Source organism: Hydrogenophaga aquatica (genome assembly GCF_054780915.1).
On record NZ_BAAGVK010000016.1, the window covers coordinates 22,406 to 45,436 of the forward strand.

A 23,031-nucleotide genomic window follows, 5' to 3' on the forward strand; every position below is an offset into this window, starting at 1 on the left:
TCGGGCAGGATCAGCCTTTGAGTTGATGCGTCTGGCGGCTCCCGCAAGAGGCTGTTGTTGGCCCTGGCGGAAGTTTGAAAGGAAACCCACGTGGCACGTTACCTCGGCCCCAAGGCCAAACTCTCTCGCCGTGAAGGCACCGACCTGCTCCTGAAGAGCGCACGCCGCTCCATCAGCGACAAGGCCAAGTTCGACTCGAAGCCCGGCCAGCACGGCCGTACCTCTGGTCAGCGCACCTCCGACTTCGGTCTGCAGCTGCGCGAAAAGCAGAAGGTCAAGCGCATCTACGGCGTGCTCGAGCGCCAGTTCCGCCGCTACTTCGCCGAGGCTGACCGCCGCCGTGGCAACACCGGTGCCAACCTGCTGTCCCTGCTGGAATCCCGCCTGGACAACGTTGTGTTCCGCATGGGTTTTGCCTCCACCCGCGCCGAGGCACGCCAGCTGGTGTCGCACAAAGCCATCGTCGTGAACGGCCAGAGCGTCAACATTCCTTCATTCCTGGTCAAAGCCGGTGACGTGGTCGCCGTGCGCGAGAAGTCCAAGGGCCAGGCCCGCGTGAAGGAAGCCCTGGAGCTGGCCAAGCAGATCGGTTTCCCGGCTTGGGTTGAAGTGGCCGCCGACAAGGCCGAAGGCGTCTTCAAGAAGGTGCCTGACCGCGACGAATTCGGTTCCGACATCAACGAGTCGCTGATCGTCGAAATGTACTCTCGCTGATCGCGAGATCCACTTTAGTGCCCGGATTCTGCTTCATGCGGGGTCCGGGATTTTGTGCTCCATCGGCCTTATCGGTGTAACGAGCCGAGGGTATTGAAGGAAGTCCGCATGCTGAATAACCTGCTCAAACCCAAGAACATCAACGTCGAGCAACTGTCGGCCAACCGTGCCAAAGTGACGCTCGAGCCCTTCGAGCGTGGTTACGGCCACACGCTGGGCAACGCCCTGCGTCGTGTGCTGTTGTCGTCCATGGTGGGCCACGCCCCGACGGAGGTGACGATCGCGGGTGTGGTGCACGAGTACTCCTCCATCGACGGCGTCCAGGAAGACGTGGTCAACATCCTGCTGAACCTCAAGGGTGTGGTGTTCAAGCTCCACAACCGTGACGAGGTCACGCTGAGCCTGCGCAAGGACGGCGAAGGTGTTGTGACCGCTGCCGACATCCAGACCCCGCACGACGTCGAGATCCTGAACCCCGAGCACGTGATTGCCACGCTGTCCGCAGGCGCCAAGCTCGACATGCAGATCAAGGTCGAGAAGGGCCGTGGCTATGTGCCCGGCAACCTGCGCCGCAATGACGATTCCGTCCGTTCCATCGGCCGCATCGTGCTGGACGCGTCGTTCTCTCCGATCAAGCGCGTGAGCTACGCCGTGGAAAACGCCCGCGTGGAACAGCGTACCGATCTGGACAAGCTGGTCCTGGAAATCGAGACCAACGGTGCCGTGGGTCCCGAGGAGTCCGTCCGCGCTGCCGCCAAGATCCTGGTGGAACAGCTGGCCGTGTTCGCGCAGCTCGACGGCGCCAACGCCTTCGAGGCCGGTGCCACGCCGTCGCGCAGCAGCCAGCAGTTCGACCCGATCCTGCTGCGTCCCGTGGACGAGCTGGAACTCACGGTGCGTTCCGCCAACTGCCTCAAGGCAGAGAACATCTACTACATCGGTGACCTCATCCAGCGCACCGAGAACGAGCTGCTCAAGACCCCGAACCTGGGTCGCAAGTCGCTCAACGAAATCAAGGAAGTGCTGGCCTCTCGCGGCCTGACCCTGGGCATGAAGCTGGAAAACTGGCCGCCCGCTGGTCTGGAAAAGCACTGATCTGCTGTTTTTTGTAAGCCCCTGACCCCCTGCGGTACCTGATACGGCCGCAGGTGAATATAGAAAGGAATCATCATGCGTCACGGACACGGACTTCGTAAACTCAACCGCACCACATCGCACCGTCTGGCGATGCTGCGCAACATGATGAACTCGCTGCTCACGCACGAAGTCATCAAGACCACCCTGCCCAAGGCCAAGGAACTGCGCCGCGTGGTGGAGCCCATGATCACCCTGGCGAAGGAGCCCACGCTGGCCAACCGCCGCCTGGCATTCGACCGTCTGCGCGACCGTGATGTCGTGGTCAAGCTGTTCGACGAACTGGGCCCCCGCTTCAAGGCCCGTCCCGGTGGCTACACCCGCATCCTGAAAATGGGCTTCCGCGTGGGCGACAACGCGCCCATGGCTCTGGTGGAGCTGGTGGACCGTGCCGAAGAAACTTCTGCAGAAGAAGTCAAGGCAGCAGAATAATCTGTGCTAGAATACAAGGCTTGACGCGCGGTGGAGCAGCCTGGTAGCTCGTTGGGCTCATAACCCAAAGGTCGCAAGTTCAAATCTTGCCCGCGCAACCAACAAAATCAAGCGCCTTGCTTGTCAATGAAGCCCTCGGAAACGAGGGCTTTTTTGTTTTTCCGGCTCAGTGTTGTGCCGCCAGTTATACGGCATTGGCTAGGTTCGATTCATGCCGTTTTACGCTGTTGCGAGGACTTATCTCGTGGAACAGGTCGTACAGCTGCTGGGCTGCAGGGGACAACACCACAGATCGGCGGCGTATCAGTCCCATTTTGCGGGTGACAACTGGTTCCACCAAGGGGATGCTCACCAGCAGAGGATGGTCCGCCGGAGGCATGGCCATGGCAGGTACCGCCGCAATTCCCAATCCCGCTTCGACCAGGCCGATCATTGTGGTGCCGTGCTGGGTCTCGTAGAGGCTTCGAGGCTGTCTTGGCAGCCCGGCAAGTGCCTGGTCCAACAACAGACGGTTTCCAGATGCTTTGCTGACCGTTATGTAGTCGTGGTCCGCAAGGTCGGACCAACGGATTTCTTTGCATTTGGCGAGCGGGTGGTCTCTTCTGCAAGCAGCTACAAACTGCTCCTCTACCAAAGGAACAAACTCGACATCGTTTTCTTGGGAGCCAATGAAGTTCAGACCGAAGTCCGCCTCTCCCTGCGATACGGCCAGCAATACCTTGTTGGCACTGTCGTCGATGATCTTGACTCGTATCTTGGGGTAGCGGGAGTGGAACTGACGAACAACTTCGGAAAGAAAGTAGTTGACCGCCGAAGGCACGCAGGCGACTGTCACTTCCCCCATGCGGGTCGCGGCCACGCCTCGAATGCCCAGCAATGTCATGTCCAGCGCATCCAGGATCTGCCGCAGTTGCCTGTCGAAGTCGCGTCCTACGGCGGTGAGGTTGACTTTTCGAGTGGTGCGTTCCAGGAGCTTTGTCCCTAACGCCTGTTCCAGCTTGTCGATACGGCGGCTGAAGGCGGGCTGCGAGATGTGAACGGATTCCGCTGCTTTGCGAAAGTTGCCCAGTTCCGCAACTGCGCGGAAGGCAAGCAGATCGTTGATATCGAAGTTCATGGTGGCACTCGTGAAATTGATGCGTATTTTGGATCAATCGTTAAGAAATATGCAATTTACTTGGATTTGTACGTGCGTCATGATTGCGTCCAATCGGCGGTGAACGCAAACCGTAAGCAAACAACGGCGTCCCGGACGATTGGACCTTCAGTGCCAAGGCACATCTGTCAGGAGACAAGCAATGACAAATCACTTCACCCGCCGACGCTTCGGCTCTGCAACCTTGAAGCTGGCCGCGTCGACGGCCATGGTTTTGAGCCTTCCTTCAACCGTGATGGCGCAGGGCGTCAGCTTTGCGGGAAAAACGGTTGAACTCGTTATTCCCTTTGGTGTGGGTGGCGGTTCGGATGTCTGGGCGCGATTCAATGCGCCTTTCCTGTCCAAGTACCTGCCTGGCAATCCGAACGTTGTGGTCAAGAACGTGCCTGGCGGTGGCTCGATCACGGGCACCAACCAGTATGCGTCCAACGCGAAGCCGGACGGCTTGAGCCTGTTGGGTACGTCTGGATCGACGCAGTTTCCTTATCTGCTTGGCGATCCCAGGGTGCGCTATGACTACAAGAACTGGGAGGTGGTGATGGCCTCACCTACGGGTGGCGTAGCCTATATCAGCTCCAAGCTGGGTGTGAAGTCTGTCAAGGACATTGGAAAACTGCGTGGGCAAAAACTGGTGTACGGCAGCCAGGGCGCAACGTCCCTGGATTTGGTGCCCTTGCTGGGCTTCCGCCTGCTCGGGCTCGACGTGCACCACGTGTTCGGCATGAAGAGCCGCGGCGAAGGCCGGCTGGCCTTCGAGCGCGGCGAGGCCAACATCGATTACCAGACCAGCTCCGCATACATCAAGAGTTCGCTGCCGCTGGTGAAGGAAGGCAAGGCGGTACCTTTGTTCAGCTGGGGCGTTACCGACGTGAACGGCAACATCATCCGCGATCCGGCATTTCCGGCGCTCCCCCACATCGGAGAGGCCATTCAAATCGCCACAGGCAAGGCGCCGTCAGGTGGAGAATGGGAGGCCTTCAAGGCTTTTCTGATCGCAGGGTTCCCCGCGCAGAAACTCCTCGTGTTGCCGAAGAACACCCCCAGGGAAATCGTCGAGGCTTACCGCAAGGCCTTCAGGGACATGCGCAGCGATCCCGCCTACAAGGCGGGTCTGGAAGACGCCCTGGGTGGGTATGACCAGGTGACCGATCAGGCAGCGGAATCGCTTTTCCGTGAAGCCACCACCATTCCGGCGCACGCCAGGGACTGGGTGCGCTACCACCTGTCGAAGAACTACAACGTCACCTTCTGATTCGTTGCCCGCAGACGCGGCGATGCCCCAGCGCAAGGGTGATCCGGCGCTGGGCGTGCCGTCGCGCGTCCATTTGTACCTAGAACCCAGATAACCGAAGACAGGAGTACCACATGTTGGAATCCATGCAGAGTGCTTTCACCGGCTTGATGAGCCTGCAGCACCTCACATACATGTTGCTGGGCATTGTGGTCGGTCTGGGGGTGGGCATATTGCCTGGACTGGGCGGCATTGCTGGCATGTCCTTGCTGATGCCCTTCATCTATGGGATGGATCCTGTGTCAGCCATCGCCATGCTGGTGGGGATGGTCGCGGTGATTCCTACCGGTGACACGTTCACCTCGGTGTTGATGGGCATTCCCGGATCCAGCGCCAGCCAGGCAACCGTACTGGACGGGTATCCCCTGGCGAAGAAGGGCCAGGCGGCACGGGCGCTGAGTGCGGCGTTCTCCGCTTCGCTGATGGGAGGGGTGTTCGGCGCGGTCCTGTTGACGGGGTTTGTGGTGGTCGCAAAGCCGCTGATCCTCATGTTCTCAACCGCCGAGCTGTTCATGTTTGCCGTGCTGGGTTTGTCGGTGGTGGGGGTGCTTGCCGGTGCCAGCATCGTACGTGGCGTTGCCGCCTGTGGCCTGGGCATCATGTTTGGCGCCATTGGCGCCGCACCGGCGACCGGCGAGAGCCGCTTCGACCTGAAACTGGAGTACCTGCAAGACGGCATCCCGCTGGTGATCATCGGCTTGGGGCTGTTTGCGATTCCCGAGCTGGCGGAGCTGATGCGCAGGCACCGGCCAATTGCCACGGGCGCAACGCTGGGCTCTGGTTGGTTCCAGGGGGTCAAGGATACGTTCCGGAACTGGTTCCTGGTCTTGCGCAGTTCGGCTCTCGGCACCTTCATCGGTGCCATCCCGGGGCTTGGCGGAGGCGTCGTTGACTGGATCGCATACGGCCATGCGGTGCAATCCACCAAAAACAGCAGCCAGTTTGGCAAAGGCGACATCCGTGGTGTGATTGCCCCCGAGTCTGCCAACAACGCCCTCCAGGGCGGGGCGTTGATGCCGACCTTGCTGTTCGGTATCCCGGGCTCTGGGGCGATGGCGGTGTTTCTTGGGGGAATGGTGTTGCTGGGGCTGCAGCCTGGTCCCAACATGGTCACCACCGATCTGAATCTGACCTACACCATCGCCTGGACGTTGGCTATCGCCAGCATTGTGGGGGCCTTCATCTGCTTCCTGATGGCCGCGCCGATTGCCCGGATAACGTTCATTCCGTTCAACCTGATCGCGCCCGCCATGATCATGCTGATCTGTTTTGCGGCGTTTCAGGCGCGGCGCGATCTCACCGACCTGCTGGTCCTGTTTGCCATCGGCATTCTGGGCATATTCCTGCGCCGTTTCGGCTGGCCGCGTCCCGCGTTTTTGATCGGCTTCGTGCTGTCGGGGCAGGTCGAAAACTACCTCTACCAGGCATTACAGTTCTACGGCTGGGGGTTCTTGCAGCGTCCTGGGGTGCTGATCATTGGTGCCTTGGCCGTGGCGTCTTTGCTGATGGCCGTGCGCAGCCGTGTGTCCGAGGACGGTGCGGTAGAGCAGGGCAGCAAGGGTGATGCTGCTGCGACAAAGGGCCCTCTCGGCGGACGAAACCTGAACGAGCGCATGCCCCAGTTGGTATTCGCACTGGGGTTGCTGGCGATCTTCGCTTATGGCGCTTTGAGCAGTTATCCCCTGTCGTTCCTGGGGGCTGTGTTCCCGCTGTCTACGTCTGTGTTGATGCTTCTGTTCACCGGATTCATCGTCTGGAAGCTTTGGCGTGCTGCGCCAGGACACAACACCCACTACGACCAGGAGTTGGCTGCTCAGGCCAATGGTGAACACGACGGTAGCAGCGTGTGGCCTTCCGTCGCATGGTTTGCTTTCCTGTTCGGCGCCACGGCTTTGGTGGGCTACATCCTTGCGCTGGCCGTTTTCATCACGAGTTTTCTGGGCTTGCGTACCCAGATCGGTTGGATCCGTAGCGCGATCTACGCCGCGTTGTGCATCGCTTTCATGGTGACGTTGGGGCATTTCCTCACACTGGACTTCCCGGCAGGCGTGCTCCAGCGGGTGGTTGAAATGCCGTGGCCTCTCAAGTGACACGCGCTCGTTTTCTTTGACATCTCTCGGAACTATTTACAGGAGTCGAGCATGACCCATGCCGCACATGACCTGAGTGCCTGGATCGGCCGTCAGGAGGTGATTCAGGATGTGATTGGCGCCACGCCCGTCAAGGCGCTGAACGCGACACTTGACCACCCTCCTATGGACGCGCCCGTGGGGACGCCACTGCCACCGTTGTGGCATTGGTTGTATTTTTTGCCGCTGCACCGCCAAAGCGAGATCGGTGCCGATGGTCACGCCAAGAGAGGCGGTTTCCTGCCCCCGGTGCCGTTGCCGCGGCGCATGTGGGCAGGGAGCCAGTTTGAGTTCCGCATGCCAGTGCGTGTAGGGGACGCCGTGGAGCGCACATCCACCATTGCCAACGTGACCGAAAAAGAGGGGCGCACTGGCAAGCTGGTGTTTGTGAAGGTGCGCCACGAGGTGCGCTGCAACGGCCAAGCCGACCCGGCCATCGTCGAGTTCCATGACATCGTCTACCGCGAAGCCAAGCAGCCGAACGACCTGGAGCCGCCTCCCGTGGCCGCACACCATGGCGCGACCTGGCAACGGGAAATCGTCCCTGACGATGTATTGCTGTTCCGCTACAGCGCCTTGACATTCAATGGGCACCGCATCCATTACGACCGCAAATACGTGACGGAAGTAGAAGGCTATCCAGGACTGATCGTGCATGGGCCCTTGATCGCTACTCTGTTGATGGATCAGATCCGCAGGGAAGTGCCGAATGCCGATGTGGCCACGTTCAGCTTCAAGGCGGTGCGTCCCACGTTTGACCTGAACCCCTTCCGAGTCAACGGCGCACCGCAGGCAGATGGCAAAACCATCAAGCTCTGGGCCCAGGACCATGAGGGCTGGTTGACCATGGATGCGGTCGCCACCCTGCGCTGAGGAGCTGACATGCAACCTCTCAAAGGCATTACCGTCGTCACGCTGGAGCACGCGATTGCGGCGCCGTTTGCCACCCGCCAATTGGCTGACCTGGGGGCGCGCGTCATCAAGGTCGAGCGCCCGGGCGCGGGTGATTTTGCGCGTGGCTATGACACCCGGGTGCGAGGGATCGCTTCGCATTTCGTGTGGACCAACCGCAGCAAGGAAAGTCTGACGCTGGACGTGAAGCACCCGGAGGCACAGCGCATTCTGAAGCGGATCATTCAGGAGCAGGCGGATGTTGTGGTGCAGAACCTGGCGCCAGGTGCGGCAGCCCGCTTGGGCTTGTCCTACGAGGCGCTGAGCGCGGTCAAGCCCGGCATCATCGTTTGCGATATTTCCGGCTACGGCAACAACGGCCCCTACAGAGACAAGAAGGCGTATGACCTGCTGATCCAGAGTGAAGCCGGGTTTGTTTCCGTGACGGGCACGGAAGAAACGCCCTCAAAGGCCGGGCCGTCGATTGCCGACATTGCCGCTGGCATGTACGCCTACACCAGCGTCCTGGCGGCCCTGCTGCACCGGCAACAAACCGGAGAAGGCCAGCACATCGACATTTCCATGCTGGAGGCCCTGACCGAGTGGATGGGCTACCCCCTGTACTACAGCATCGACGGTGCCGAGCCGCCCAAGCGCACTGGGGCCAGCCATGCCACCATCTACCCCTACGGGCCGTTCCCGGCAGGGGATGGCAAAACGGTGATGCTGGGATTGCAAAACGAGCGGGAATGGAAGGCGTTTTGCGAGGCGGTGCTGCTGCAACCGGAACTCGCGGTGGACGCGAGGTTCGTCAGCAACCCCAAACGTGTGGCAGCGCGAAAAGAGCTGTATGAAATCATCGTTCAGGCATTTGCCGGGTTGACGGCGGCCGAGGTCGTGCAGCGGCTCGAAGCCGCTCAGATCGCCAATGCGCAGGTCAACACCATGGCCGAGGTCTGGTCGCATCCCCAGCTGCAAGCCCGACAGCGCTGGAGGCAGGTGGACACCTCGGTGGGCGTGGTCCCGGCCTTGCTGCCACCGGGTTCTTGGGAGCTGGAGCCGCCGCGCATGGACGCCGTGCCGGCCCTTGGCCAGCACACGGCAGACATTCTTTCCCAACTGGGGTACAGCGCAGACCAGATAGATGGGTTGCGTGCACAGGGGGCGGTGTGATACCGGGAACCTACCTGTTCGTGCCGGGCAACCGCCCCGAGCGGTTTGCCAAAGCGTTCTTCAGCGGTGCCGATCGAGTCATCGTCGACCTGGAGGACGCGGTGGCGCCGAGTGACAAGGCTGCCGCACGTGCCGCCTTGGGAGGTTGGCTGGCTACCCTGGATGAGATGGCGCTGGAGGTGATTGTCGTGCGCATCAACGACGCGCGAAGCCCTTGGTTCCAGGCTGATCTTCAGTGGCTGAGCGACCAGCCGTTGAGTGAAGTCATGCTGCCCAAGTGCGAGTCGTCGAGCCAGATCGAAGCAGTGCTGGCACATCTGTCACCAGGGGGGCGGGTCCTGCCATTGATCGAGACCGCCCGGGGGGTCATGGAGCTGGCCTCCATCGCTTCCACGCCAAGAGTGTCGCGGCTGGCCTTTGGATCCATTGACTACCAGCTGGACCTTGACCTGCCCGGGCCTGGGTTTGCGCTGGATTACGCGGCCAGCGCCATCGCCATGGCGTCGCGTGTCGCGGAATTGCCCTTACCCGTTGCGGGCGTCACTCCAGACCTGGATGCCGAGCCGCTGGTGTCTGATTGGCTGCATGCCCGTTCGCTGGGTTTTGGCGCCAAGCTTTGCATCCATCCCAAACAGGTTGAGGTGGTGCGCAAGGCCCTGATACCTGCAGCCGAGGCCGTCGCCTGGGCGCGCAGCGTGGTGGATGCGTGGGCGGTGCGAGGCTCAGCCGGTGTGGCTCAGGTCGACGGAAAGATGATTGACAAACCGGTGCTCCTGCGGGCTCAGCGCATCTTGGCCCACGCTCATCAACCCCTTTGATTCGTTCACTTTCATACAAGAGGAATGCCATGGCTGCCACCATTATTGACTCCCGCATATTCGGCGACATCTTCAGCGATGCGCGCATGCGCCATGTCTGGTCCGATGAGAACAGAACCGCCAAGTACCTCGATATCGAGCGCGCACTCGCCAAGGTTCAAGGCGAACTGGGACTGATCCCGAAGGAGGCCGCAGACGAGATCGTCAAGAACTGCGAGCTGTCCATGATCGATTGGGACAAGCTCAAGGCCAAGACAGAACAGATCGGTTATCCCATCATCGCCGTGGTCAACCAGATCAACGCCAACTGCCGCGACCGCCTGGGTGAGTACTGCCACTGGGGGGCCACCACCCAGGACATCACCGACACCGCCACGGTGCTGCAGATGCGTGAAGGCCTTGCCCTGGTCGAGCAGGACCTGAATGACATTTCCGACGCACTGGCGTCGTTGGCTGCCAGATACCGCGACACACCCATCATTGGCCGGTCCAACCTGCAGCAGGCCACTCCCATCACCTTCGGCTACAAGATGGCCAGCATCCTGGCTGGCATTGAGCGCCATCGCGAGCGTCTGCAGCAACTCAAACCACGGGTATTCATGGGTGAGTTCGGTGGCGCATCGGGCACGTTGTCTTCGTTGGAAACAGGCGCCATGGAAACCCAGGCCGCGCTGATGAAAGAACTTGGCCTGGCACAGCCGTTGATTTCCTGGCACACGGTGCGCGACACGGTGGCCGAGGTCGGTGCCTTCCTGGGCCTGGTGGGAGGCTCCCTTGGCAAGATAGCCATGGACGTGAAGCTGCTGATGCAAACCGAGGTGGCGGAGGTGTTCGAGCCTTACGCTCCAGGGCGCGGCTCCTCAAGCACGATGCCGCAAAAGCGCAATCCCATCTCGTGTCTGTACATCCACGCCAACATCTCCGTGGCGCGCCAGCATGCCGCGGCCCTGATGGATGCCATGGTCGCGGACCACGAGCGATCCACCGGCCCGTGGGAAATCGAGTGGGTCGTGCTGCCAGAGATCTTTTGCCTGATGTCCGGTGCGTTGAAACAGACCAAGTTTGTTTTGCAAGGTCTGGAAGTGGACGCCGGACGCATGCGCGCCAACATGGACATCACCAACGGGCTGGTGATGTCCGAGGCGGTGATGATGGGCCTGGGGCCCTACCTGGGCCGCGAGTATGCCCATGATCTGGTGTACGACCTGTGCCGTCAGGCCTTGAACGAGAACCGCCCGCTCATCGACGTTCTGGAGGAACACCCGGAGATCAACAAGCATGTTACGCGCGAGCAGCTGGAGTCTTTGTGCAACCCCGTCAACCACGTTGGGCAGGCCGGTGTGATGGTGGATCGCGTGCTCGCGGCGCGCAAGCGAGGTTGAAGCAGCATGGCGACCTCGAAAGACACCACGATGGTGGATGTGTTGGTGATCGGCGGTGGCAACGCCGCCCTGTGTGCGGCCTTGACCGCACGCGAGGCAGGCGCCAGTGTGATGGTGTTGGAGGCAGCTCCTCGGGAATGGCGCGGGGGCAATTCGGCGCACACCCGAAATCTGCGCTGCATGCACGAAGCGCCGCAAGATGTGTTGGTCGATGCGTACCCTGAGGAAGAGTTTTGGCAGGATCTTTTGAAGGTGACGGGGGGCTTGACCAACGAAAAGTTGGCCCGTCTGGTGATTCGTGATTCCAGCACATGCCGCCCGTGGATGCGCAGCCACGGCGTTCACTTTCAGCCGTCGCTGTCGGGCGCGCTGCACACCGCCAGAACCAACGCCTTCTTCATGGGGGGGGGCAAGGCGCTGATCAACGCTTACTACCGCAGCGCAGAGCGGTTGGGCGTCCAGATCAGGTACGAATCCCCCGTGGACAGGCTGGAGCTGAGGGGCAACCGCTTTGTGGCCGCCTTTGTCGGGAAGGAGCGGATTGCGGCGCGCAGTTGCGTCTTGGCGGCAGGCGGTTTTGAATCCAACCGGGATTGGTTGCGGGAGGCATGGGGGGTGAATGAGTATGGCGAGACCCCTTCCGACAACTTCCTGATTCGGGGGACGCGGTTCAACCAAGGCGTGTTGTTGCGCCACATGCTGAATGACCATGGCGCTGACGTGATTGGGGACCCAACGCAGGCGCATATGGTGGCCATCGATGCGCGCGCACCGCTGTACGACGGCGGTATCTGCACCCGCATCGACTGTGTATCGCTGGGGGTGGTGGTCAACCGCAATGGCCGCCGGTTCTACGACGAGGGCGAAGATTTCTGGCCCAAGCGTTACGCGATCTGGGGGCGGCTGGTGGCCCAGCAGCCGGGGCAGATCGGCTATTCCATCATCGATGCCAAAGCCATTGGGCGTTTCATGCCCCCGGTCTTCCCTGGTGTGAAGGCAAACACCTTGCCCGAACTGGCCGACCGTTTGGGATTGGACAAGCACACATTCATGCAAACCCTCAACGACTACAACCGGGCTTGCCGCCCGGGTACTTTTGACCATACGGCGTTGGACGACTGCCGCACCGAAGGGGTCATCCCCGCCAAAACGCATTGGGCACGCCCCATTGACACCGCCCCGTACTATGCCTACGCCCTGAAGCCGGGCGTGACGTTTACTTACCTGGGCTTGAAGACCGATGAAACAGCAGCGGTGCGGTTTGACGACGCACCCAGCCCGAACCTGTTCGTTGCAGGCGAAATGATGGCCGGCAACGTTCTGGGCAAGGGCTATACCGCTGGGGTGGGCATGTCTATTGGCACGGCCTTTGGGCGCATTGCCGGCCGCGAAGCCGCGCGAGCAGTCCAACGCTTGGAGGTGGAACATGTCGGCACTTGAATCGTTGGTGCAGGATGCGCGGGCCTTGGCGGCCGGCGAGGTTGTTGTCAATCCGGAAAGCGAGGTGGCCCGGCAAATGGCCATCTGCAACGCCTGCCGCTACTGCGAGGGCTTCTGCGCCGTGTTCCCCGCCATGACGCGTCGGCTGGCGTTTTCGTCTGCCGACGTTCATTACATGGCCAACCTGTGCCACAACTGCGGTGCTTGCCTGCACGCTTGCCAGTACGCACCGCCGCACGAATTTGCTGTCAATGTGCCCAAGGCCATGGCCCAGGTCCGTGGGGAGACGTACGTTGAGTACGCCTGGCCGCAGGCCATGGGTGCCCTGTACAAACGCAACGGCTTGACGGTGGCGTTGTCGCTTGCCGCCGCGTTGTCGCTCTTCTTGATCCTGGCTTTGGCGTTCAACGGTACCTTGTGGGGCGGTGAGCTGAATGGCAACTTCTACAACCTGTTCCCTCACAACCTGCTGGTGCTGATGTTCGCTCCGGTTTTTGGCTGGGCAGTGCTGGCTTTGGGTATTGGCGTTACCCGCTTTTTGAAGCAGGTGTCACCCGCCACCACGGGTGTGCCTGTTACACCCCGGGATGTCGCCCATGCAACACACGATGCGTTGACGCTCAAGTACCTGGATGGCGGGCACGGCGAAGGGTGCCACAACGAAGACGATGACTACACACTGTCGCGCCGGCGCGCGCACCACTTCACGTTCTACGGCTTCATGTTGTGTTTTGCCGCCACCAGCCTGGGTACTGTCTACCACTATTTCTTCGGTTGGGAGGCGCCGTACGACTTGCCAAGCTTGCCCAAGGTGTTGGGGGCGCTGGGCGGCATCAGCATGTTGATCGGCACGGCGGGGCTGTTCCGCTTGAAGCAGACCCGGCACCCCTTGCATGGTGATGCCCGGCAGGCACCCATGGACTACGGTTTCATTGCCTTGCTGTTCCTGACCAGCCTGAGCGGCCTGGCTTTGTGGTGGGCGCGAGGAACCGATGCCCTGGCCCTGTTGCTGGCTGTGCATTTGGGTGTGGTGATGGCGCTGTTCGCCACGTTGCCCTACGGCAAGTTCGCACACGGCATCTTCCGCACCGCTGCCTTGATCCGCTTCGCGGTCGAGCGGCGCCAGCCAAATACCTTGGCGCTGGGCGATGACTGATATTCACAAGGGGTACGCTACATGACACTTTCCATTCCTTGTGTGCTGATGCGCGCCGGCACGTCGCGCGGGCCGTTCTTTCTGCGGGATTGGCTGCCAGAGGCCGAAGATGTGCGCAACCAGGCGTTGATTGGCGCCATCGGTGCCAGCGACCCATTGCAGCTGGACGGCCTGGGTGGTGGCAGCACGCTGAACAGCAAGGTGGCCATCGTGTCGCGGTCCACGCAGCCCGATTGCGATCTGGACTACCTGTTCGCGCAGGTAGGGGTGGGCCACCAGTCTGTGGACACGCGCCCCAATTGTGGAAACATGCTGGCAGGGGTCGCACCGTTTGCCATTGATCAGGGGCTGATACCCGCGCGCGAGGGCACCACCACGGTTCGTATCCACAACGTGAACACCGGAGCCAAGGTCGAGGCGACCGTTTCGACCCCCGGCGGCAAGCTGACCTACGAGGGGCAGGCCCGGATAGACGGGGTGGCCGGTACGGCAGCGCCAGTCTTGTTGAACTTTCTGGATGCCTGGGGAGCCGTGACCGGACACCTGTTTCCCACAGGCAACCGGATCGACCGCATTCAGGGCATGGAGGTCACCTGTATTGATGCAGCCATGCCGCTGATGATGCTGCGTGCCGCTGACTTCGGTTTGACCGGGCGTGAGCGGCCGGCTGAGCTGGATGCCAACACTGAACTGCTGCGGCGCATCGAATCCTTGCGCATGGAGGCGGGCCTGCTCATGGGGTTGGGCGACGTCAGCGCCAGCGTGGTGCCCAAGCCGGTGCTGGTCAGCGAAGGCGATTCACCCAACAGCATCACCTCGCGTTACTTCACGCCCCACAAGTGCCACGCGTCGCATGCCGTGACAGGCGCGATTGGGGTGACCACCGCCTTTGCCTTGCCCGGCACCGTGGCCAGCGGAGTCGAGCGCGCGCCGGGCAAGCACCCCTTGGCCGTGTTGCATCCGGCAGGCCAGATCGACGTTGAAGTGCTGCTGGAAGGCGCGGGAGAGCAGGCTGTGGTGGTGAGCGCAGCGTTGGTAAGGACAGCGCGCAAGATCATGCAGGGCCTGCTGCATTTGCCGGACTACGTGTTCCCGCCGAAAAACCCTGAGGCGCGTGATGCAGCCCTCGCAACGGGCCAAGGCTCGGGGCCGTTCCCGCAACGGCCTGTGCACATCATTGTGCCCACCAGTGCCGGTGGCGGGAACGACACCATGGCCAGGGCCTTGACCCGCAAGCTCGGTCAGTTGGTTGGCCAGCCCGTGGTGGTGGACAACCGCGCCGGTGCGAACGGTTCGATCGCCAGCGAATACGTGGCGGCGGCACGGCCCGACGGGCACACACTGCTGTTCGGCTACATCGCTACCCACGGCACCAACCCAGCGCTGCAGAAACTCCGTTATGACCCCGTCGCCGATTTTTCACCGATCAGCCTCATCGGCCATTCACCGACGTTGCTGGTGGTGCCAGCGGAATTGCCGGTGAATGACGTGGCCGGTCTGGTTCGCTTGCTGCGAGACGCTACACCCCGCATGGCGTATGCGTCGGCAGGTGAAGGGACCGTGCCCCACTTTGCTGCGGAATTGTTTCAACAGCAGACAGGCACGCGGCTCAACCGGGTGGAGTTTTCCGGTGCGGCGCCTGCCATCGCCGAGGTAGCCAATGGCGTGGTGCAACTCATGTTCCCCAGTGCTTTCACGGCATTGCCCTATTTGCGCAGTGGCAAGCTCAAGGCCTTGGCGGTGGCTGGCCAGGAGCGCATTCCTCTGTTGCCCGATGTGCCCACGCTTGTGGAGGCGGGGGTGCCTGGGGTGGAAATGAGCCAGTGGTATGCCTTGTTCGCCCCGGCAAAAACGCCGCCATCCATCGTTCGTCAGCTCAATGCCTCGATCAACCAGGTGCTGCAGGACCCTGAAATCGTGGCCCGCATGGAGGCTGCTGGCGCTCGCATCCAGCTTTCCACCCCAGGAGAGTTGCATGACTTGTTGATGGCAGAGGCCGAGCGTTGGCAAGCTGTGGTGTTGCAAGCAGGCCTGAAACCGGATGCGCCGCTGGAGTGAACAGATGAGTGATGCGAAAGCAAGTGTTTCTCGTGGCGGCACTGGCGACAAGGATCGTTATGTGCCACCGAGCTCGTTGTCGGAGCTGTTTTGGGGCTTCAGCATGCTCGCGCTTCAGGGGTTTGGCGGTGTGATGGCGGTTACCCAAAGGGAGCTGGTTGAGCGCAGACGCTGGTTCCCCAAAGAGGGCTTTCTTGAGGACTGGGCTGTCGCCCAGGTGTTGCCCGGGCCCAACGTCGCCAATTTGGCGGTGTTGATAGGGGACCGGTACCTGGGTACGAAGGGTGCGTTGGCATCTTTGCTCGGGTTGTTTCTGTTTCCTCTGTTCATCGTGGGGCTGTTGGCCGTGGCTTTCACCAGCTTTCGGCATTTGCCTTTCGTTCAAGGTGCCTTGAAGGGGATGGGGCTGGTCGTGGTGGCGTTGATACTGACGACGACTCTCAAGCTTGTGCCAGCGTTACGCACACATGTCGGCGGCGTCGTATTTTGCGGGCTGTCTGCTCTCGCCACCTTTGTGGCGATTGCCGTTTTCCGGTTCCCGTTGTTTTGGGTGTTGCTGGTCGTCGGCGGTCTGTCGTGTGTTTGGACGTACTTCCGCATCACTGCTGCGCTGACGGTTGAAAGGGTTGGCGAATGACCGAACTCGGTTTGAATGACTGGATCGGGCTGTTCCTGCACTTCGGGGCTCTTTCTCTATTGGCTGTTGGCGGAGGAATCAGCGTTGTGCCCGACATGCACAGGTATCTCGTGGTTCAGCAGGGGTGGCTGACCAACCAGCAGTTCACGTCATCTGTTGCGCTGGCCCAAATAGCCCCTGGCCCCAATGTGCTGTTTGTTGCGCTGATGGGGTGGAATGTCGGCATCAACGCAGGGGGTATTTATCTGGGAGCGCTGGGGGCCGCACTTTGTTTGCTGGGTATCGTGATTCCCAGCTCGTTGTTGACGCTTGTTGCCACTCGGTGGGCCCAGAAAAACCGAAACCGTGCGGGCGTGCGGGCATTCAAGGCGGGGTTGACACCGCTGGTGGTCGCATTGCTGGCCGCGACGGCCTGGTTGCTGCTGGAACCAAATCTGTCTTCTGGAAACTTGGTCGTGGCGGGCTTGGTGGTGACCGTCGCAACATTGGTTTTGTGGCGAACTTCTGTTCACCTGCTGTGGGTCTTGGCTGCGGGGGCTGCTCTTGGTGGCTTGGGTTTGATTTGATTCTTCCCTGAGCTGATTCAGTACAGCCCGGGTGTGGCGCCCCCGTCACAGGCAATGGCCGTGCCCTGGATGTGCCTGGCTGCAGGGCCGCACAGGAACAAGGTCAGTGCGGCCACGTCCTCGGGTGTGGCCAGGCGCGTCAAGCCGTCACGGGCTATCAATGCGCTGCGAACGTCGGCCACGGTACTGCCTGTCGCCTGGGCGCGCTGTTCAAAGAGCTGTGTAACGCGCTCGGTTTCCGTCAAGCCCGGCAGGATGGCGTTGACGTTCACGCCGTCGCGCTTGCCCAGCCCAGCCAGGCCCTTGGTGAAGTTGTGCATGGCGGCGTTGACCGACCCGCCGATCAGAAACTCAGGGTCTGGCGTGCGTGCGGCACCACCGATGATGTTGACCACATGACCCTGGGCCGCAGCAAGCATGGGCCAGAGCAGGCGGCACAGGCGAACGCACCCGAAGAACTTCAGTGCGAAGCCGTCTGACCAGGTCGCATCGTCCAGCTGAAGAAAGGCGCCTGCCCGCGTGGCGCCAGCCGAGTTCACGAGGATGTCGCAGCGCCCGAAGGTGTCTTCGACGAGCGCGGCAACGGCGTTGCAGCCGCCTTCGGTGCGCAAGTCCGTGGCGCAGGTGACGGGAGGACGCGCCCCGCCCTTTGCGATGGCGTCGGCGGCGTCCGACAGGTGTGCCGCTGTGCTGGCGACGAGCACCACGCGGGCGCCTTCGCTGGCAAAAGCCGTTGCGATGGCTCGCCCGATGCCGCGGCTGGCGCCTGTGACGACGACGACCTTGTCATGGAAAGGACGTGGCTCTCGGCTCACGGTCTGAACTCCTGCGGGTGGGCGGGTGTGTCTGGGGTGTTCTGATACATTGGCTTGCAACGCCTGTTGCAAGGCCGGTGCCGGGTAGGCTTTTCCATCATGCTAGAGATCGTTTTCCCATTCGTTGGCGGCTTGGGCCTGTTCCTGATCGGCATGATGATGCTGTCGGACGGGCTGGTTGCCTTCGGCGGTGACGTGATGAAACAGGCGCTGGCGCGGTTCACCGGAACACCATCCAAGGCGATCTTATCCGGCACCCTGGCCACGATGGTGGTGCAGTCTTCCTCCGCCACCACGGTAACGCTGATCGGTTTTGTCAGTGCAGGCCTCATCACCTTCACCCAGGCGATTGGCGTGGTGATTGGCGCGAGCCTTGGCAACACGGCCACAGGCTGGATCGTCGCGGGCCTGGGCCTGAAGGTGAACCTGGGTTTCTACACCCTGCCGTTGATAGGCGCAGGCGCGTTGCTCAAGCTGCTTGTGAAGGGCCGGTGGGGGGCGCTGGGCGTGGCGGCAGCGGGTTTCGGGATGATGTTCCTGGGCCTGAACACCTTGCAGGAGGGCATGCGGGGTGTAGCGAGCGTGTTCAGCCTGGCGGCGTTGCCCGATGGCGGCTACGCCGCGCGCTGGATCACCATGCTGATTGGCCTGGCTTTGACCGCGGTGCTGCAGTCGTCCACCGCCGCCATTGCGACCACGTTGACGGCACTGCACACCGAAACCATCAACTTTGACCAGGCGGCTGCGTTGGTGGTGGGCGCGGCGATAGGCACCACGGTGACGGGGGCGCTGGCGGCCATCGGCGGCACCATCCATGCGCAGCGCACGGCACTGGCCTATGTGCTTTTCAACCTGACGGCGGGTTTGGTGGCGATTGCGCTCTTGCCGCTTTTCTTCGTGGTGATCGGCTGGCTGGGGGTGTATGGCGGGTTGGACGCCGGCGCCACCAGCCTGGCTGCGTTCCACACCTTGTTCATCGCCGTTGGCGTGATGCTGTTCCTGCCCTTTGTGCAGCCGTTCGCGCAGGCAGTGGAGCGCCTGTTGCCTGAGCGTGAAGCGGTGGCCACCCAGAGGCTGGACCGGTCCATGCTGGCCATACCGTCCGTGGCACTGGAGGCGTCGCAAAGAGCGCTGGAGCATGTAGCGCTGCGGCTTCTGGACGTTTACGGCGAGATGCTGGCGGGCGTTTCCACGGACACGCATGAAACGCGGCTGGCACAGGCCGTGCGCGACCTGGACGATGCCTATGCGTATGTCAGCCGCATCGAGATGCCGGGCGGTGACGGTGCCATGACGGGGCAGAGGATTGCCCAGCTCCATGCCATCGACCATCTGCTGCGCCTGCGCAGCCGCCTGAAGGACATACAGGAGGCCGGCATAGACCTGACGGAAACGTGTTACCACTGGGCCTTGGACAACAGCTTCCATATTCTGGAGCTGGCGCGTCAGGGCCTGAGAGGGCGGACCCTGGGTGGGGCGCTGGCGGAGATCGAACTCGACGCGGTGACGCTGGCCAGCCTGTCGCGCCAGGTCAGGCACGAACTGCTGGAGGAGTCCGTCTCCGGCCCGCAAAGCGCCGCCAGTGCGCTGCGGCGCACCGACACCTTCCGCTGGCTGGAGCGCACGGCCAACCACATCTGGCGCATCTGTCATTACCTGTCGCTGGGTCGCCAGGAGGATATGCCGGCGGCCGACGTGCCTTCCGTGCATACCCAGGGGGACGTCTGAGTCCGGCCCGCTGGCGTGGCACCCGGAACGTAAACTCTGGCGGTCTGAATCGTGTCCTTGCCGCAACCCATGAACCATCTCGACAGGGCCTTTGAACAATGAGTGCTGCGCACAGGCAAGCGGGGCCAGGCACCTCGCTGCTGCTGAATCTGCTGGGCCAGATCGCCTTTGGCATGCTGGTGATGTCGCTGTGCCTGCCCTCCATGCAGGAATGGGGTGCGATCTTCCAGGAGGATCAGTCGCGCGTCCAGCTGACGTTCGGCGGTTACGTGGTGGCCTTTGGCTGCATGCAGCTGCTCTACGGCCCCTGGTCCGACCGGTTTGGCCGCAAGCGGGTGCTGATGGCGGGGCTGGCGCTGGCCTGTGCGGGCTCGGTGCTGGCGGCACTGGCATCCGACATGACTGCCTTGATCCTGGCGCGGGTTCTGCAGGGCGGAGGCGCTTCTGCCGGAATGGTGGTGGGCCGCGCGATGGTGCAGGATCTCTTCCAGGGCGCCGACAGAACGCGGACCATGGCCTACGTGGGCATGGCGATGGGCATGTCGCCCCCGCTGGCGACGCTGATCGGCGGGCAACTGCACGAGCTGGTGGGCTGGCAGGCCAACTTTGTGCTGGCGGCCATACTGTCCCTGTGCCTCATGGTTCTTGCTTGGCAGGGGCTGCCGTCCCAGCCCGCGCGTCCTCCGGCGCAGACGCATTGGCTCCAGGACATGGGCCGCTCCTACGCCAGGCTGGCGCGCGAGCCTGCCTTCCTGCTGTACGTGGGCATTCTGGCCTTCACCTACGCCACGCTCTATGCCTTCTTCAGCGGTGCACCCATCGTCCTGGCCGGTTACGGTGTGGGGCCCGCGCAGGTGGGCTGGTATGTGGCGTGCATGACGGTCTCCTACATCGCGGGCAGCTTCATGGCCAGCCGCTTGGTGCAGCGCCTGGGTGAGCGCGGCATCATGGCCTGGGGGCAGGCGGTCACGCTCACGGGCGTGTTGCTGATGCTCGGTCTGGCGCTGGCCGGGATCGAGACCTCATGGGCGTTCGCGCTGCCCTTGCTGTTCATTGGCGCGGGGCACGGGCTGATGGTGCCTTCGACGCTGGCGGGCATTGTGGGCGTGGTGCCTGCACTGGCAGGCTCTGCCGCCGCCGTGGCGGGCCTGATGCAGCAGATGCTGGGGGCCCTGGGGGGCTATTCCGTCGGACTGGTGCCGCACGACAACGCTGCCAACCTGGCGTGGCTGATGCTGGCCTATTCCCTGCTCGCGTTGCTCGCGCAACTGGTGTTGCATTGCGGCGTCATGAAGACTGCGCGCCCCCAGCGCGCTTGACGCGGTAGCCGGCCTGCTGGAGTGTGGTCAGCACCAGGTCGCAGTGATCGCCCTGGATTTCGATCTGCCCCTGCTTGAGGGTGCCGCCGCTGCCGCAACGGACCTTGAGCTGCTGCGCCAGTGCCTGTGCGGCATCGGCGGGCACGCCCTTGATGACGGTGACGGCCTTGCCGCCTCGCCCCTTGGTTTCCCGGTGCACGCGAACCACGCCGTCACCCGAAGGCGGTGGCGTGGCTTCGCGGCAGCTGCATTGCGCCACGGGTTGCCGACAGCCTGGGCACATGCGTCCACCTTCGGTGGAGTAGACCAGGCGACCCAGGCCGGCTAACGACTTCATGGCGGTGTGCAGCGCCGGGCCGGATTACAGCGCGGCGTCCTTCAGCTTCTTCAGCGCACGGACCTTGATCTTCACCGACGCGGGTTTGGCTGCGAACGTGCGCTCCTGCTTGGTGAAGGGGTCGATGCCTTTGCGGGCCTTCTTGGCAGGCACCTTCTGCACACCGATCTTCAGCAGGCCGGGCAGCGTGAACTCGCCCGCGCCCTTCTTGTTCACCGACCCGAGGATGGCGGCGTCCAGCGCAGCGAGGACGGCCTTGGCGGCCTTGGGTTCCACGCCAGCCTGGGCGGCCACATGGGTGATCAGGGCGGATTTGCTGAACACTTCCTTGACGGGTTTGACCACAGCCGGTGCTGCGGCTGCCTTGACGGCAGTTTTCGGCGCCGCCTTGGCGGCAGGCTTCTTGGTCACGGTCTTGGCGGCCTTGGCAGGCGCGGCCTTCTTAGCTGTTGCCATGTGGTTGCTTTCCTGATGGTTGATGGAATCACTCCCCCCTTGGGCGAGTGCCACGATTCTAGGCCTAGCGCCGCGAATGCCATGCACGGCAGCGTGAGTCACACGCCAAAGTAGCGCCCGCTGCGGTGGTTGACGGCGATGACAAGGTTCAACGCAGCCGCGCCCAGCAGCGACAGAAGCACCTGCATCGGCGTGGTGACCCACCAGGCCAGCATGAGGATGCCGGCGTCCACCACCATCTGTATGGTGCCCGCCCGCCACTGCTTGCGCTTTTGCAGGTAGATGGCCAAGATGCCCACGCCGCCCAGGCTGGCCCCATGGCGTATGAGCACCAGAATGCCTGTGCCCGCCAGCAGCCCGGCCATGATGGCGGCGAACACCGGGTTGAGCGTGTCGAAGCCTACCCACCTGGGCAGCAGTTCCACGTAGATGGACAGCAGTGCCACCGCGCCGAAGGTCTTGACCGTGAAGGTGGTGCCGAGTGAACGCAGGCCGAACACATAGAAGGGCAGGTTGATGGCGAACAGGACCACCCCCAGCGGCCAGGTGGTCTGGTAATGCAGCAGGAAGGCCAGCCCCGTGGTGCCGCCCGTGAGCAGGCTGGCCTCGCGGAACATCAGCACGGCCAGTGCGACGAATAGCGGGCCGATCAAGAGGCCCTGTGCGTCTTCGAAAGGGGTGTGCGGCACGGCCGCTGGCAAGGTTTGCGTGTGTTCGCTCATGTGTGTTCCACCAGACCCAGGCCGCGCAGGTAGTTGTGCAGCGTCTGCTCACCGACTTCCTCCAGGTCAAACGCCTGTGGGTCCATCAGCCAGTTGTTGATCAGGCCGTCCACCAGCATGTGCAGGCCCAGCGCGGCGGTGCGTGCGGGCATGGGCAGCGTGATGCCTTGTCTGGCCGAGCATAGCGTCAAAGCCTGTTCGGTCATCAGCAGCAGGTCGCGGATGCATTCGTTGCGGCGCTGCGCCACGGCATGGAGTTCGTCGACGTACTCGACTTTGTGCGTGGCGATTTCAAAGACGCGGCGGGTCTGCGGGTCGTGCACCGTGGCGCGCAGCGCGAGCATGAGGGTGCCGAGCAAGGCCTTGAGGGGCGGCTGTGCGTCCGTGCCCGGTTGTGCGGCCGACTGCAGCGCCTGCTCCAGCGGCAGTGTGACGCGCTCCATCATGGCGTTGAAAAGGTCGGCCTTGTCCTGGAAGTGCCAGTAGATGGCGCCGCGCGTGGTGCCTGCGGCGGTGGCGATGTCGTTGAGCGAGGTGCGTGACACCCCCCGCTGCAGGAACAACTGTTCGGCGGCATCCAGCAGCTTGTGGCGGGTCTGTTCGGCTTCGGCTTTGGTTCGTCTGACCATGACTGTTGTGTAAATGACGCGTAAACATGACCATTTGGTCAACATACA

Annotated in this window: 22 protein-coding genes and 1 tRNA gene; 17 read left to right on the forward strand and 6 right to left on the reverse strand. The window is 62.4% G+C overall.

Annotation, left to right across the window (positions count from 1 at the left end; translation table 11 throughout):
• Positions 1 to 90 precede the first annotated feature (90 nt).
• The 4 genes from rpsD to ACYVHH_RS13495 all read left to right on the forward strand — a co-directional run bounded on the left by rpsD (position 91) and on the right by ACYVHH_RS13495 (position 2,381).
• A complete protein-coding gene (rpsD, locus tag ACYVHH_RS13480; RefSeq protein ID WP_460565696.1) occupies positions 91 to 714 on the forward strand; it encodes a 30S ribosomal protein S4 in 624 nt (207 codons plus the stop codon).
• Between the two features lie 108 nt (positions 715 to 822).
• On the forward strand, positions 823 to 1,809 hold the full coding sequence (locus tag ACYVHH_RS13485; protein ID WP_460565697.1) for a DNA-directed RNA polymerase subunit alpha: 987 nt from the start codon (positions 823 to 825) through the stop codon (positions 1,807 to 1,809).
• 75 nt (positions 1,810 to 1,884) lie between these two features.
• Positions 1,885 to 2,280 (forward strand): 50S ribosomal protein L17, encoded by a 396-nt coding sequence (gene rplQ, locus ACYVHH_RS13490; RefSeq protein WP_460565698.1) that lies wholly within the window; start codon positions 1,885 to 1,887, stop codon positions 2,278 to 2,280.
• Between the two features lie 24 nt (positions 2,281 to 2,304).
• A tRNA-Met gene (locus tag ACYVHH_RS13495) sits at positions 2,305 to 2,381 on the forward strand.
• An 83-nt stretch (positions 2,382 to 2,464) separates the two neighbouring features.
• On the opposite strand, the gene ACYVHH_RS13500 is transcribed toward ACYVHH_RS13495, so the two are convergent.
• Complete coding sequence (locus ACYVHH_RS13500; protein WP_460565699.1) at positions 2,465 to 3,397, reverse strand: LysR family transcriptional regulator; 933 nt, start codon at positions 3,395 to 3,397, stop codon at positions 2,465 to 2,467.
• Between the two features lie 223 nt (positions 3,398 to 3,620).
• Here ACYVHH_RS13500 and ACYVHH_RS13505 point away from each other — a divergent pair, with 223 nt between their 5' ends.
• The 11 genes from ACYVHH_RS13505 (at position 3,621) to ACYVHH_RS13555 (ending at position 16,977) form a co-directional block, all read left to right on the forward strand.
• The gene (locus ACYVHH_RS13505) at positions 3,621 to 4,688 is read left to right on the forward strand and encodes a Bug family tripartite tricarboxylate transporter substrate binding protein (protein ID WP_460565700.1); all 1,068 of its coding nucleotides are present in this window, start codon (positions 3,621 to 3,623) and stop codon (positions 4,686 to 4,688) included.
• Positions 4,689 to 4,801: 113 nt separating this feature from the next.
• Positions 4,802 to 6,817 (forward strand): tripartite tricarboxylate transporter permease, encoded by a 2,016-nt coding sequence (locus ACYVHH_RS13510; protein ID WP_460565701.1) that lies wholly within the window; start codon positions 4,802 to 4,804, stop codon positions 6,815 to 6,817.
• Between the two features lie 51 nt (positions 6,818 to 6,868).
• On the forward strand, positions 6,869 to 7,729 hold the full coding sequence (locus ACYVHH_RS13515; RefSeq protein ID WP_460565703.1) for an HTD2 family dehydratase: 861 nt from the start codon (positions 6,869 to 6,871) through the stop codon (positions 7,727 to 7,729).
• 9 nt (positions 7,730 to 7,738) lie between these two features.
• Positions 7,739 to 8,920, forward strand: coding sequence for a CaiB/BaiF CoA transferase family protein (locus ACYVHH_RS13520; protein ID WP_460565704.1), 1,182 nt, complete (start codon positions 7,739 to 7,741; stop codon positions 8,918 to 8,920).
• Positions 8,917 to 9,738 (forward strand): HpcH/HpaI aldolase/citrate lyase family protein, encoded by an 822-nt coding sequence (locus ACYVHH_RS13525; protein WP_460565705.1) that lies wholly within the window; start codon positions 8,917 to 8,919, stop codon positions 9,736 to 9,738. Before ACYVHH_RS13520 ends, ACYVHH_RS13525 begins: the two co-directional genes overlap by 4 nt.
• Positions 9,739 to 9,767: 29 nt before the next feature.
• Positions 9,768 to 11,120, forward strand: coding sequence for a class-II fumarase/aspartase family protein (locus ACYVHH_RS13530; protein WP_460565706.1), 1,353 nt, complete (start codon positions 9,768 to 9,770; stop codon positions 11,118 to 11,120).
• Positions 11,121 to 11,150: 30 nt separating this feature from the next.
• Positions 11,151 to 12,560 (forward strand): FAD-dependent tricarballylate dehydrogenase TcuA, encoded by a 1,410-nt coding sequence (gene tcuA / locus ACYVHH_RS13535; RefSeq protein WP_460565743.1) that lies wholly within the window; start codon positions 11,151 to 11,153, stop codon positions 12,558 to 12,560.
• Positions 12,547 to 13,716, forward strand: coding sequence for a tricarballylate utilization 4Fe-4S protein TcuB (gene tcuB / locus ACYVHH_RS13540; protein WP_460565707.1), 1,170 nt, complete (start codon positions 12,547 to 12,549; stop codon positions 13,714 to 13,716). The genes tcuA and tcuB overlap by 14 nt, the downstream gene beginning before the upstream one ends.
• 21 nt (positions 13,717 to 13,737) lie before the next feature.
• Entirely contained in the window at positions 13,738 to 15,774 is a 2,037-nt protein-coding gene (locus ACYVHH_RS13545; RefSeq protein WP_460565708.1) for a 4-oxalomesaconate tautomerase, read from the forward strand.
• A 4-nt stretch (positions 15,775 to 15,778) separates the two neighbouring features.
• Positions 15,779 to 16,411, forward strand: a complete 633-nt coding sequence (locus tag ACYVHH_RS13550; RefSeq protein ID WP_460565709.1) for a chromate transporter — start codon at positions 15,779 to 15,781, stop codon at positions 16,409 to 16,411.
• The gene (locus tag ACYVHH_RS13555; RefSeq protein WP_460565710.1) at positions 16,408 to 16,977 is read left to right on the forward strand and encodes a chromate transporter; all 570 of its coding nucleotides are present in this window, start codon (positions 16,408 to 16,410) and stop codon (positions 16,975 to 16,977) included. Before ACYVHH_RS13550 ends, ACYVHH_RS13555 begins: the two co-directional genes overlap by 4 nt.
• A gap of 17 nt (positions 16,978 to 16,994) precedes the next feature.
• Here the strand turns inward: ACYVHH_RS13555 and ACYVHH_RS13560 are convergent, their stop codons facing one another.
• The gene (locus ACYVHH_RS13560) at positions 16,995 to 17,792 is read right to left on the reverse strand and encodes an SDR family oxidoreductase (RefSeq protein ID WP_460565711.1); all 798 of its coding nucleotides are present in this window, start codon (positions 17,790 to 17,792) and stop codon (positions 16,995 to 16,997) included.
• A 99-nt stretch (positions 17,793 to 17,891) separates the two neighbouring features.
• On the opposite strand from ACYVHH_RS13560, the gene ACYVHH_RS13565 reads away from it, so the two are divergent.
• Positions 17,892 to 19,520 (forward strand): Na/Pi cotransporter family protein, encoded by a 1,629-nt coding sequence (locus ACYVHH_RS13565; RefSeq protein ID WP_460565712.1) that lies wholly within the window; start codon positions 17,892 to 17,894, stop codon positions 19,518 to 19,520.
• Positions 19,521 to 19,618: 98 nt separating this feature from the next.
• Positions 19,619 to 20,839: a multidrug effflux MFS transporter gene (locus tag ACYVHH_RS13570; protein ID WP_460565713.1), complete on the forward strand. Its 1,221-nt coding sequence runs from the start codon at positions 19,619 to 19,621 to the stop codon at positions 20,837 to 20,839.
• On the opposite strand, the gene ACYVHH_RS13575 is transcribed toward ACYVHH_RS13570, so the two are convergent.
• The 4 genes from ACYVHH_RS13575 to ACYVHH_RS13590 form a co-directional block, all read right to left on the reverse strand.
• Positions 20,808 to 21,176, reverse strand: a complete 369-nt coding sequence (locus ACYVHH_RS13575; protein ID WP_460565714.1) for a translation initiation factor Sui1 — start codon at positions 21,174 to 21,176, stop codon at positions 20,808 to 20,810. The genes ACYVHH_RS13570 and ACYVHH_RS13575 overlap by 32 nt on opposite strands.
• A gap of 24 nt (positions 21,177 to 21,200) precedes the next feature.
• Positions 21,201 to 21,632, reverse strand: a complete 432-nt coding sequence (locus ACYVHH_RS13580; RefSeq protein ID WP_460565715.1) for an HU family DNA-binding protein — start codon at positions 21,630 to 21,632, stop codon at positions 21,201 to 21,203.
• 98 nt (positions 21,633 to 21,730) lie between these two features.
• The gene (locus tag ACYVHH_RS13585) at positions 21,731 to 22,354 is read right to left on the reverse strand and encodes a YitT family protein (protein WP_460565716.1); all 624 of its coding nucleotides are present in this window, start codon (positions 22,352 to 22,354) and stop codon (positions 21,731 to 21,733) included.
• The gene (locus tag ACYVHH_RS13590) at positions 22,351 to 22,983 is read right to left on the reverse strand and encodes a TetR family transcriptional regulator (protein ID WP_460565717.1); all 633 of its coding nucleotides are present in this window, start codon (positions 22,981 to 22,983) and stop codon (positions 22,351 to 22,353) included. Before ACYVHH_RS13590 ends, ACYVHH_RS13585 begins: the two co-directional genes overlap by 4 nt.
• Positions 22,984 to 23,031 lie beyond the last annotated feature (48 nt).

What these genes read in the sequence shown, in the direction of transcription:
- ACYVHH_RS13485 (WP_460565697.1), top strand. Translation starts at nt 823, where the DNA reads ATGCTGAATAACCTGCTCAAACCCAAGAACATCAACGTCGAGCAACTG.
- rplQ (WP_460565698.1), top strand. Translation starts at nt 1,885, where the DNA reads ATGCGTCACGGACACGGACTTCGTAAACTCAACCGCACCACATCGCAC.
- ACYVHH_RS13500 (WP_460565699.1), bottom strand. Translation starts at nt 3,397, where the DNA reads ATGAACTTCGATATCAACGATCTGCTTGCCTTCCGCGCAGTTGCGGAA.
- ACYVHH_RS13510 (WP_460565701.1), top strand. Translation starts at nt 4,802, where the DNA reads ATGTTGGAATCCATGCAGAGTGCTTTCACCGGCTTGATGAGCCTGCAG.
- ACYVHH_RS13515 (WP_460565703.1), top strand. Translation starts at nt 6,869, where the DNA reads ATGACCCATGCCGCACATGACCTGAGTGCCTGGATCGGCCGTCAGGAG.
- ACYVHH_RS13520 (WP_460565704.1), top strand. Translation starts at nt 7,739, where the DNA reads ATGCAACCTCTCAAAGGCATTACCGTCGTCACGCTGGAGCACGCGATT.
- ACYVHH_RS13530 (WP_460565706.1), top strand. Translation starts at nt 9,768, where the DNA reads ATGGCTGCCACCATTATTGACTCCCGCATATTCGGCGACATCTTCAGC.
- tcuA (WP_460565743.1), top strand. Translation starts at nt 11,151, where the DNA reads ATGGTGGATGTGTTGGTGATCGGCGGTGGCAACGCCGCCCTGTGTGCG.
- tcuB (WP_460565707.1), top strand. Translation starts at nt 12,547, where the DNA reads ATGTCGGCACTTGAATCGTTGGTGCAGGATGCGCGGGCCTTGGCGGCC.
- ACYVHH_RS13545 (WP_460565708.1), top strand. Translation starts at nt 13,738, where the DNA reads ATGACACTTTCCATTCCTTGTGTGCTGATGCGCGCCGGCACGTCGCGC.
- ACYVHH_RS13550 (WP_460565709.1), top strand. Translation starts at nt 15,779, where the DNA reads ATGAGTGATGCGAAAGCAAGTGTTTCTCGTGGCGGCACTGGCGACAAG.
- ACYVHH_RS13555 (WP_460565710.1), top strand. Translation starts at nt 16,408, where the DNA reads ATGACCGAACTCGGTTTGAATGACTGGATCGGGCTGTTCCTGCACTTC.
- ACYVHH_RS13565 (WP_460565712.1), top strand. Translation starts at nt 17,892, where the DNA reads ATGCTAGAGATCGTTTTCCCATTCGTTGGCGGCTTGGGCCTGTTCCTG.
- ACYVHH_RS13570 (WP_460565713.1), top strand. Translation starts at nt 19,619, where the DNA reads ATGAGTGCTGCGCACAGGCAAGCGGGGCCAGGCACCTCGCTGCTGCTG.
- ACYVHH_RS13575 (WP_460565714.1), bottom strand. Translation starts at nt 21,176, where the DNA reads ATGAAGTCGTTAGCCGGCCTGGGTCGCCTGGTCTACTCCACCGAAGGT.
- ACYVHH_RS13580 (WP_460565715.1), bottom strand. Translation starts at nt 21,632, where the DNA reads ATGGCAACAGCTAAGAAGGCCGCGCCTGCCAAGGCCGCCAAGACCGTG.
- ACYVHH_RS13585 (WP_460565716.1), bottom strand. Translation starts at nt 22,354, where the DNA reads ATGAGCGAACACACGCAAACCTTGCCAGCGGCCGTGCCGCACACCCCT.
- ACYVHH_RS13590 (WP_460565717.1), bottom strand. Translation starts at nt 22,983, where the DNA reads ATGGTCAGACGAACCAAAGCCGAAGCCGAACAGACCCGCCACAAGCTG.